Raw genomic sequence first — 9,179 nt, 5'->3', positions numbered from 1 at the left:
TCAGGCACAGGAACCACGGGTGATCAGGTCCGCTTCGCCGACCTCAACGCCGACGGCCGCGCCGACTACCTCACCGTAGCCACCGACGGCTCGACGAAAGCGTGGCTGAACCAGGGCGGCAACGCCAACGGCGGCTGGACCGCACTCGGCACCTACGCCTCAGGCACAGGAACCACGGGTGATCAGGTCCGCTTCGCCGACCTCAACGCCGACGGCCGCGCCGACTACCTCACCGTAGCCACCGACGGCTCGACCAAGGCGTGGCTGAACCAGGGCGGCAACGCCAACGGCGGCTGGACCGCACTCGGCACCTACGCACCGGCTCTGGGTGCTCCTGGTACGCAGACGCTGTTCGCCGAGGCCAACGGCGACGGCCGTTCCGACTATCTGGCCGTCGCATCCGACGGCTCGATCCAGATGTGGACCAACAACGGCGCCGCCATCAGTGGTGGCTGGTCCACCGTCGGCATGATCGCCTCCGGCGTCGGCGTCCCGGCCGGCCAGGTCCACATCTGACGCTCACCCTTCCACCCGTCAGGCGCTGCCTGCCGGACCCGACCGGGAACGACAGCAGGGCGGTGGCGTGACCACCGCCCTGCTCGATCGTCGCTCCCCGCCCGGGTGCTCGTCGTCACCTCACCCACTTAGTCTATTTGGACTGGTAGATTCCAACTATGCCTCGCCGCGCTCTCGACAACCCGATCGCTCTGGCGGTGCTGGGCCTGCTGCTGGAGCGGCCCTCGCACCCGCACCAGATGCTCACCGAACTGCGAAACCGCAGCGACAGCCACGCGGCCGCGATCACACGTGGCACGCTCTACAACACCGTCGGCGCCCTGGCCACAGCGGGTTGGGTGGCCTCGCAAGGCAGGCAACGCGCGGGAAACCGTCCGGAGAGGACCGTCTACGCCCTCACCCCAACGGGCCGCGACGAACTCGTACGACGGCTGGACTCCGAGATCCGTAACCCCGAGCGGGAGTTCACCCAGTTCCTCGGCGCAGTGAGCTACCTCGGCGCCCTCGGACCGACCGGCGCGGTGGAGGCGTTGACCGAGCGAGCCGGACGACTCCAGCAGCGCACGACCGCCGACAGGAAGCGCCTCGCCGACGCTCTGGCGGCCGGTGTGCCCCGCCTGCGTGTCATAGAAGCCGAATACGCGTTGTGCCTCGCTCACGCCGAGCAGACCTGGATCACTTCGGTCATCGACGACATCCGCACCGGCTCACTCACCTGGCCGACCGCCCCGGCGAGTGCCGCACCCCCGGCACCGCCGAACCGAGGAGAATCGAACCGTGACGCCGACAGCGCATGACGGCGTACTTTTCGGGCCACCGCGATCATCGGCACCGGCGCTCGTAGAGGTCCTTCGGACTACGGTCCAGGCGGGGGGCGGCCGCGGCATGCGTACCCAGGTCCGGGAGCGCAACGGCGGGCGGGTGCGAGGGTCTTTCAGCGGATGACGTCGAGGACGTTCTTCTGGATGCCGTTGGCGTAGACCTCGTGCTCGACGAGCTTCAGCTTCTGGGTGTCCTTGTCCGTGTAGCTGAACAGACGCTTGCCCGCGCCGAGGAGGAGCGGGAAGACAAGCAGGTGGTAACGGTCGATCAGGTCGGCATCCGCAAGGCTCCGGGTCAAGGCCGCGCTACCGTGAACGATGATCGGGCCGCCCTCGGTCTCCTTCAACGCGGCGACCTCGTCGAGCGAACGCAGGATCGTGGTCCCGCCCCAGTTCGACACCAGGTCGCCCTCGGTGAGGGTGGTGGAGACAACGTACTTCGGCATCAACTTGTAGTCGGCGAAGTCCTCCATGTCCGGCCACACCGGGCTGAACGCCTCGTAACTGGCCCGGCCCATCAGCATCGCGGTGGCTTCCTTCTGCTCCTGGCCCTTGATCTCGAATGCCTCGGGAAGGAACTCCATATCCTTGAAGGTCCATCCGGAGTTCCGGTAACCGGGCTCGCCGCCCGGGGCCTCCACAACGCCGTCGAGGGAGATGAAAGCGGTGCTGATCAGAGTACGCATCTGAGTTCCCCGGTATCTCGTGTCTGGATTTCAGCAGTTTCGGTCGGTCAGCGCTTCGACGCACTCACCACTGCCACGCGCCGACCATGATCTATGACTGCGCAGCAACGTAAAACTCATCGGTCGTCGCCGGTCTCAACCGGTGCATGCAGGTGTTGGGTTGGGAGGGCCCGACCAGGGGCAGTGAACCCCCTCGACTACACGAAGCCCCCGGCACGCGCCTTCGCCATCGCCCGTGACCTCGTCACCGAGATCGCCGGCACCTTCAGAAGGAGACCGTACCCGTCCGTCCACCAGTGGCTCTCAGCCCTGAGGCAAGAGCGCCCCAGGACCCTCTCCGGGCCGACACTGTGGGATCGCTGCCGCCGGGCGTCCTGGCGGACTGCGGTGAGGACCTCTGAGCGTTCACCGACCGTTCAAGTCTCCGGGTGGGTTACACCCGGTGCGCTGAAACTATGGTTGGCGCCGTCCGGCCCACCCGGGAGCACAGGGGCATTCACGGGGGTATTCGATGATCAGGTACGTCCACCATCAGCTGTCAGGTGTGGCGACTGCGGTGTGCGCCAGTGCCGTTGGCGCGCCGTTGGCCTTCGGCGTGCAGGGGGTCATGCCCGTCGTCGGCGAAACCGTGCGAACGGTCGTCCTCATCCTGCTCGGTTGCAGCGTACTCTGCGGGCTGCTCGAGGCGTCCCGGCTCAAGTGGATCAGTGTGGTACGTGACTTCGATGAAGCGGTGCCTCTGAAGGACCCTGAAGCGGTCCTGCCCGCCGACTACTCCGTGGGGCGCCTCCTCGTCAACTGGGGCTTCCTGCCCGTCATGCTGGTGCCGGCTCTGGTCATGGGCCTGGCTTTGGACCCCTGGCTGTCCCTGACACCCTTGGCGATGGCCCTGGACTGGCTGATGCGGGCCGGCATAGCAGCACGCTGGGAGAAGAGGAAGGCCGTGCTGCTCTGGCGGGAGTACATCCAGAGCCGGCCATGGGAACTCTCGTACTCCCCGCCCACTCCCCCGTCAACGAGGCGAGCCGTCACCAGCGCAACGGCCGCCCGACCGCCCGTGGATGCGTGCGCCCCGGACCCCGCGAGCCCGGCATGACCCGAAGGACAGGTCCTAGGTCTGGGGGACGTCCTTGACGAACACCATCCCGTCGCTTCCGGCCAGGTGGGCCGGGTCGAGAGGGGCGTAGCCGTACCAGGAGGACACGCGGGGGGCGGGGCGCCTGTCGCTGAGGGCGGTGGCCAACCGGGGGGCGTCGACGACGTAGCGGTCCTCCGGGAGCGCGTACAGGAGCCCTTCGACGGTGTCCGGCGGCGGGTTGTCCACTCCCTGGTGCCGGATCGTGCCGAGGGCCGTGGCCAGGAAGGCATACCCCTCGCCGAGGTGGGCGTTCACGATCGCGCCGGCGCTCCACCACTCCAGCGGCAGTGCGCCCATCCGGATCGTGCTCTTGTCACGCTGGAGATGGGCGTTGTGGGCGTGGACCAGTCCCGGGCCCCGTTCGGCGATGGCGAGGAGGTTGTCGGCCATCATCTGGTCCCGCAGGCCCACCAGCCGTGTCATGCGGCCCTGTGAGGTGTCGGCCATCCAGAAATGGTAGCGCAGCAGGCCGGCGGCGGTACGCCCGTACAGGCGCGCCCGCTCCCAGCCGTCCCGCGAGGTCGCTGTGATCAGGTGCGGCGTCTGCGCGTCGAGCAGCGCCACCAGATCGTCGACGAGCAGCCGCAACTCCCCGGCATCGGCCGACTGGCCCACGGACTGGGCCGGGTCCCTCATCGCGGCGGGATTGGTCCACGGGTCGTCCGCGCCGAGCAGGCGGTCGAGCGATTCCGGAGTACAGGGGAGCAGGTCCGCGTCCACCTGGGCGGCGAGGTAGCCGTGGAGTGCGGTGAGACTCTGCCGGGGGCTGGCGGCGCCGGTGATCTCCAGCGGGCCGTCGAAACCCGCGAATCGGAGCCGCTCGGGCGCGGGCCGGTTGACGTTGTAGGCGCGCATCCAGCGCACGAGCTCGCGGTTGGACGCGGACGCACCCCACCCGTGGCTGAATCCGCGCTCCATGACGTCGTCGAGGGTGCCGGTGCCCGAGGTGACGTAGTCGTCCACGACCAGGCCCATCATGCAGTCGCTCTCGATCGCGATCGTCCGGTAGCCCTCCTGCTCGACGAGTTGCCGGAAGAGCTCGTTCCGGAGATCGAGCAAGGTGTCCTCGCCATGCGTGGGCTCGCCCAGGGCGAGCAGCCGCGGCCGGCCCGGGAGCAGCTTCATGAGGGCGGCGGCCTCGACGGCATGGACGGTGTCCTTGATGTCAGTAACCATGACTTCAACGGTATCGTTGAACCTTCGGTTGAAACTTTCTCGCGTTATCGGCGGGCACATGGGGAAAAACCTTAAAAACGGTGGGCAGCTCAGGCCGATCGACCTGGCGCGTGGGCACGGTCTCTCCACCCAGGCCATCAGGAACTACGAGGAGGCCGGCATCCTTCCGGCCGCCGGGCGCACACCCCACGGCTACCGCACCTACACCCCGCTGCACGCGCGGGCCCTGCGAGCGTTCCTCGCCCTGGTGCCCGCCCACGGCCACCGGACGGCGACATCGATCATGCGGGCGGTGAACCAGGACGTGGTCGATGAGGCGTTGCGCCTCATCGACCAGAGCCACTCCCAACTCCTTGAGGACCGGCAGACACTCCAAGCGGTGGAGAACGCCCTGCGCGACCTGGAGTCCGCCACGGCGGCCGAGCCATGTGTGGGGGCTGAGGCAGCCGCGGTGTCCGGGACAGCAGCGGTGTCCGGGCCCGGCGACACGTTCATCGGGCCGCTCGCAGGAAAGCTCGGTATCCGGCCCGCGACGCTGCGCAAATGGGAGCGCGCCGGACTGGTACGCCCGCGCCGCGACCCACGGACCGGCTACCGCGTCTACGACGAGGCCGCCGTACAGGACGCCCGGCTGGCCCACCAACTCAGGCGGGGCGGCTACCTGTTGGAGCAGATCGCCCCACTGATCGACCAGGTGCGGGCGGCCGGCGGGCTGGAACCGTTGGAGGCCGCGCTGCACGAGTGGCGCGGCCGTCTGTCCGCCCGCGGGCGCGCGATGCTGACAGGAGCCGCCGAGCTGGAGGCGTACCTGCGCGGGCGCGCTTGAGCCTTTGGTCTCAGTCGTACGGGAACTTCCTGACAGGCTCCTCCCCCACCGGCCGGAGCGCCGGTGGCACCTCGCAGACCCGGCCCGGCGCCAGTACGCCACTACGTTGGACGGCTCACCCACGCCCCTGCCTCGAACCGGCCGAATCCTGGGGCCCGATTCCCTGACCAGGGAGCGGGCAGCACCCTGCACCAGGCACGGTCAGTGGACGTTGCGTGCCAGGATTGAGAATCAACCCGTGGACCGTTTGCTGCACCTCAACCGCACCCTGGACGCACGAACCCCGCCTCGCTGGCCACCGCCGCTGCCGATGCGACCCATCTGGTCCGCAAGGTCCACGCGTTGCGCTGCGTCGCATTGAGCGAACTCTGGCCAGCGGACCTGCGCACGCTGATCTCGCAGGGGGTGGCACTCGCGTACGTCCTGCCCCTCGCGGTTCGCTTGCCGCTTGAGCAGCCGCTGCTGGACGCGTTACTTCTACGGCGACTTCTCGGGCTGACTGATCCTGCCATCCGGTGCCGATGGCTGCGTCCTCCTTGCCGCCTCGGCACTCTCGGGCAGGGCGGTGCCTGGCCGCACTACGCCAGGGTGGCAGACGGATAATGTGGGGCCGAAAGAGTTGGTGTCGAGCGCCCCGATGCGTGCGGGGATCGACCGCTGAAGGGAACGACCGCGTCATGGCTTCGGAGATTCCGCCGGTCCCGGGTAGTCCTGCCTGGTGGGCGAGCCGGGAACCGGCGCCCGCATACCGGCGCGGGCGCCCTCCGATGGACGTCGACCGGATCATCGGGACCGCCCTGAAGCTCATCGACGAAGTCGGGATCCAGGCCCTGACCCTGCGCATGCTCGCCAACGCTCTGGACTCCGGCACGGCAACGCTCTACCGCCACTTCAACGGCAAGGACGAACTCCTCGCCCTCGTCGCCGACAGAATTCTGGGCGAGGTCGGCGTCCCGCCCGGGGAGTTGGACGGCCTGACCTGGCAGGAAGCCGTGATCGCCGCAGCGGAGACGCTCTACGACACCCTGCGCCGACACCCCCATGCGCTGCCCTTGCTGGCTGCCCAGGTCCCCGTGGGCCCCAACTGCCTCCGCGCCAGGGAACGGCTCATCAGCCTGCTCCTGAGCCACGGGTTCCCTGTCGGGCCGGCCGCCCGCACCTTCACCGCCATCGGCCACTACGTGGTCGGCTTCGCCATCCAGCAGCACGGCCCCGGAACACCAGTCCCCGAAGACCAGGCGCAGCTGCTGGACTACTACCAGTCCCTGGACCCCGCGACCTACCCGGCCACGACGGCCGCAGCCGACGAGCTGACATCCGTACCGTTGCACGAGGAATTCCGGTTCGGCCTGGACCTGCTTGTCGGCGGTCTGGAACAGGCCAGACGCAAAGACTCTCAGGCACCGGAAGATTCCAGCGGGCCCTGACTCCGGCAGATCACTGTTCCACGCGCGCCGTGGATCACGGCCACCGGGCGGCCGCAGAACACAGCCTGGCATCGGGTGACTCCCGACCTCCTGATCGCGGCCGCCTCGGCGCCGCCCCTACCTGAGGGCAGCAACAGCTCCGGCGCCAGGCGCATGGACCGCACGCCACACGCAGCCCTCGACCGAACCCGACTCCGGTGCCGCACGCGGCTTGTCCCATCCAACCTTTATGGTTACGCTGTAATCAAAATATTACGGCTACAGCGTACCCAATATGCGGGAGTCGACCGCATGCACACCATGACCGCGCGGCTGCTCGCCACCTCCTTCGAAAAGATCAGTTGAGGCCCATCACCATGCCCGAACACCGCGACATCGACGTACTCATCGCCGGGGCCGGCCCTACGGGCTCCACCCTGGCGGCCGACCTGCTGCGGCGCGGACTGCGTGTCCGCCTCATCGACAAGGCTCCGCACGCCTTCAAGGGCTCCCGCGCCAAGGGTGTGCAGCCACGCACGCAGGAGGTCTTCGAAGACCTCGACGTGCTGCACGAGGCTCACGCGGAGGGCGGCCCGTACCCACTGGCAGGCATCCACTTCGGACCGCTCACCGCGCCGTGGAAGATGCAGCAGCGCAACCGGCCGACTCCGGACGTGCCGTACCCGAACATCCTGCTGCTGCCGCAGCACCGCACCGACGCAATCCTGCACCGTCTGCTCAACCGCCTCGGACTGCCCATCGAGTACGACACCGCACTGGAGGACTTCGAACAGGACGCCGATGGCGTCACGGCGACGCTCGCGTCGGGCGAGAAGGTGCGCAGCAAGTACCTTGTCGGTGCCGACGGCGGCGCCAGCGCAGTCCGCAAGGCCACAGGTCTCGGCTTCGTGGGAGAGACTGACGCCTCCGACCGTACGCTCATCATCGACGGCACGATCGACGGTCTGCCCCGCGACCGGTGGCACATCTGGCCGCGCGCCTCCGCAGGAGCATGTCCCCTGCCGCATTCCGACCAGTTCCAGGTGATGATCAGGCTGAGTCCGGACGACACACCGGACCTCGACGAAGCCGCGCCGGCCGGCCGGTTCCACCGGCTGACCGGCCTGCGGCTGCGTGACATCACCTGGACCTCGGTGTTCCGGCCCAACGTCCGGCTCGTGGAGCACTATCGCGCGGGTCGGGCCCTTCTGGCCGGTGACGCCGCCCATGTGCACACTCCGGCCGGCGCGCAAGGACTCAACACCGGCGTGCAGGACGCGTACAACCTCGGCTGGAAACTCGCCCAGGTCATGGCCGGCGCACCGGACAGCCTCCTGGACACCTACGAGGCCGAGCGGCAGCCGATCGCCGCACGCGTGCTCGGCAAGTCCAGCGAACTGTACGCACACCTCAGCCGGCACCGTGTCTCCGGACTCAAGCGCGGAGACGAGGAACGTCAGCTCAGCCTTTCCTACCACTGCGGACCGCTCGCCCCCGGCCACTCACCAACCACCAAAACGCTGCGCGTGGGCGACCGGGCGCCGGACGCGCCGTGCTCCGGACGGGGGGTCCGGCGCCTCTTCGATGTCTACAAAGGACCACACTTCACGCTCCTGGCCTTCGGCGCCGACGCCATCGAGTCGCTGCCCGAGCTCACGTGGCCCGCCTCGGGAGCCGAACTGCGCCGTTACGCCGTCCGCAGCGGGCGCCACACCGAACACGCCGACGTCCTCACCGACACCACGGGCCAGATGAACAGCATCTACGGCATCACCGGTGAGACGCTCGTCCTCGTCCGGCCCGACGGATACGTCGCAAGCATCGTCACATCGGACTGGACAACTGCCTTCACGGCCGCGGCCAACGCGTTCACGCCGAGGTGACCCGGCACGCCCCCGCGCCAGGGCGCGCGATGGTCAACAACATGAGCCGAGAACTCACCGGAGAGCGTGGTCGTGGTGGTCGGGCCAAGGACCAGGGGTTACGGGAGGACGATGGCGGAGTCGCCGGCGATGTTCAGGACACGCCCCCAGGAACGTTCCACCATGCCCGGCAGGTAGCTGCGGATCATTCGGACCGCGGACAGGACGTTCACGTCGAAGTACCGCCGCCACTCGTCATCGCTGAAATCGAGAGCTCCGCCAGGAACCGGGCCTCGGGGAGCTGCTCGCTCAGGCGCTCCACCGGAGCCCTCCGTACGGCCGTTGACGGCCACGCGCGCCCCCGCCCGGGCCAGTCCCGTCGCGATGGCTGCACCGATGCCCAGGGTCGATCCGGTCACCAGGGCGGTCCTGCCGGTGAGGTCGATCAGCACCGTCACGGTCCTTCCTGAGGAATCGCGCCCGAGGAGAGGCTCGCATCCTCGCAAGATCCGCGTCGTCACCGGTGGACGCCGAGGGTGTCGGCGCGACGACGACGTGCTTCCATCCCTCAATAGGGTGAACAGGCAGGGACTCGTCCCCCGCCCATGCGCCTGCTGCGGCAACCCGGCTGTTCCGCATGCTCCGGGCCCCGGATCGCTCATGCGAACGACACGTCACGGACGTCCGCTCCGGTGAAAGACCACTCCCGCTCGGCTCTCTCGGAAGGTGGAATCCTCCTGCGGCTGGT

9 protein-coding genes and 1 pseudogene are annotated in these 9,179 nt (G+C 68.5%); 7 read left to right on the top strand and 3 right to left on the bottom strand.

All coding sequences use genetic code 11. From position 1 onward, the window contains the following. Both ACFWSK_RS02280 and ACFWSK_RS02275 read left to right on the top strand, forming a co-directional pair. A partial coding sequence (locus ACFWSK_RS02280; protein ID WP_383780754.1) for an FG-GAP repeat domain-containing protein occupies positions 1-516 on the top strand: 516 nt, incomplete at its 5' end. Positions 517-674: 158 nt separating this feature from the next. Then, entirely contained in the window at positions 675-1,313 is a 639-nt protein-coding gene (locus ACFWSK_RS02275; protein ID WP_383780751.1) for a helix-turn-helix transcriptional regulator, read from the top strand. Between the two features lie 137 nt (positions 1,314-1,450). On the opposite strand, the gene ACFWSK_RS02270 is transcribed toward ACFWSK_RS02275, so the two are convergent. Beyond that, a complete protein-coding gene (locus ACFWSK_RS02270) occupies positions 1,451-2,023 on the bottom strand; it encodes a dihydrofolate reductase family protein (protein ID WP_383780748.1) in 573 nt (190 codons plus the stop codon). A 511-nt stretch (positions 2,024-2,534) separates the two neighbouring features. Here ACFWSK_RS02270 and ACFWSK_RS02265 point away from each other — a divergent pair. Continuing rightward, positions 2,535-3,119 carry a hypothetical protein gene (locus ACFWSK_RS02265; RefSeq protein WP_383780745.1) on the top strand — a complete coding sequence of 195 codons (585 nt, stop codon included), beginning with the start codon at positions 2,535-2,537 and terminating at the stop codon, positions 3,117-3,119. A gap of 15 nt (positions 3,120-3,134) precedes the next feature. On the opposite strand, the gene ACFWSK_RS02260 is transcribed toward ACFWSK_RS02265, so the two are convergent. Continuing rightward, positions 3,135-4,337 carry an erythromycin esterase family protein gene (locus ACFWSK_RS02260; protein WP_383780742.1) on the bottom strand — a complete coding sequence of 401 codons (1,203 nt, stop codon included), beginning with the start codon at positions 4,335-4,337 and terminating at the stop codon, positions 3,135-3,137. Positions 4,338-4,395: 58 nt separating this feature from the next. Here ACFWSK_RS02260 and ACFWSK_RS02255 point away from each other — a divergent pair, with 58 nt between their 5' ends. The 4 genes from ACFWSK_RS02255 to ACFWSK_RS02240 all read left to right on the top strand — a co-directional run bounded on the left by ACFWSK_RS02255 (position 4,396) and on the right by ACFWSK_RS02240 (position 8,452). Beyond that, positions 4,396-5,163, top strand: a complete 768-nt coding sequence (locus ACFWSK_RS02255; RefSeq protein ID WP_383780739.1) for a TioE family transcriptional regulator — start codon at positions 4,396-4,398, stop codon at positions 5,161-5,163. Between the two features lie 342 nt (positions 5,164-5,505). Then, positions 5,506-5,766: a hypothetical protein gene (locus ACFWSK_RS02250; RefSeq protein ID WP_383780736.1), complete on the top strand. Its 261-nt coding sequence runs from the start codon at positions 5,506-5,508 to the stop codon at positions 5,764-5,766. A gap of 74 nt (positions 5,767-5,840) precedes the next feature. Further along, entirely contained in the window at positions 5,841-6,590 is a 750-nt protein-coding gene (locus ACFWSK_RS02245) for a TetR/AcrR family transcriptional regulator (protein WP_383780733.1), read from the top strand. 356 nt (positions 6,591-6,946) lie between these two features. Continuing rightward, positions 6,947-8,452 (top strand): FAD-dependent monooxygenase, encoded by a 1,506-nt coding sequence (locus tag ACFWSK_RS02240; protein WP_383780731.1) that lies wholly within the window; start codon positions 6,947-6,949, stop codon positions 8,450-8,452. Positions 8,453-8,553: 101 nt separating this feature from the next. On the opposite strand, the pseudogene ACFWSK_RS02235 reads toward ACFWSK_RS02240, so the two are convergent. Then, positions 8,554-8,883, bottom strand: a pseudogene (locus ACFWSK_RS02235) (SDR family NAD(P)-dependent oxidoreductase); the annotation flags it as partial. Positions 8,884-9,179 lie beyond the last annotated feature (296 nt).

The sequence above is a fragment of the Streptomyces sp. NPDC058620 genome (assembly GCF_042717135.1).
Classification (GTDB): domain Bacteria; phylum Actinomycetota; class Actinomycetes; order Streptomycetales; family Streptomycetaceae; genus Streptomyces.
This window is presented reverse-complemented; position numbering and strand designations above follow the sequence as displayed.

Coding starts and splice junctions, on each gene's coding strand:
- ACFWSK_RS02260 (WP_383780742.1), bottom strand. CDS start 4,337: ATGGTTACTGACATCAAGGACACCGTCCATGCCGTCGAGGCCGCCGCC.
- ACFWSK_RS02240 (WP_383780731.1), top strand. CDS start 6,947: ATGCCCGAACACCGCGACATCGACGTACTCATCGCCGGGGCCGGCCCT.
- ACFWSK_RS02265 (WP_383780745.1), top strand. CDS start 2,535: ATGATCAGGTACGTCCACCATCAGCTGTCAGGTGTGGCGACTGCGGTG.
- ACFWSK_RS02245 (WP_383780733.1), top strand. CDS start 5,841: ATGGCTTCGGAGATTCCGCCGGTCCCGGGTAGTCCTGCCTGGTGGGCG.
- ACFWSK_RS02275 (WP_383780751.1), top strand. CDS start 675: ATGCCTCGCCGCGCTCTCGACAACCCGATCGCTCTGGCGGTGCTGGGC.
- ACFWSK_RS02255 (WP_383780739.1), top strand. CDS start 4,396: ATGGGGAAAAACCTTAAAAACGGTGGGCAGCTCAGGCCGATCGACCTG.
- ACFWSK_RS02270 (WP_383780748.1), bottom strand. CDS start 2,023: ATGCGTACTCTGATCAGCACCGCTTTCATCTCCCTCGACGGCGTTGTG.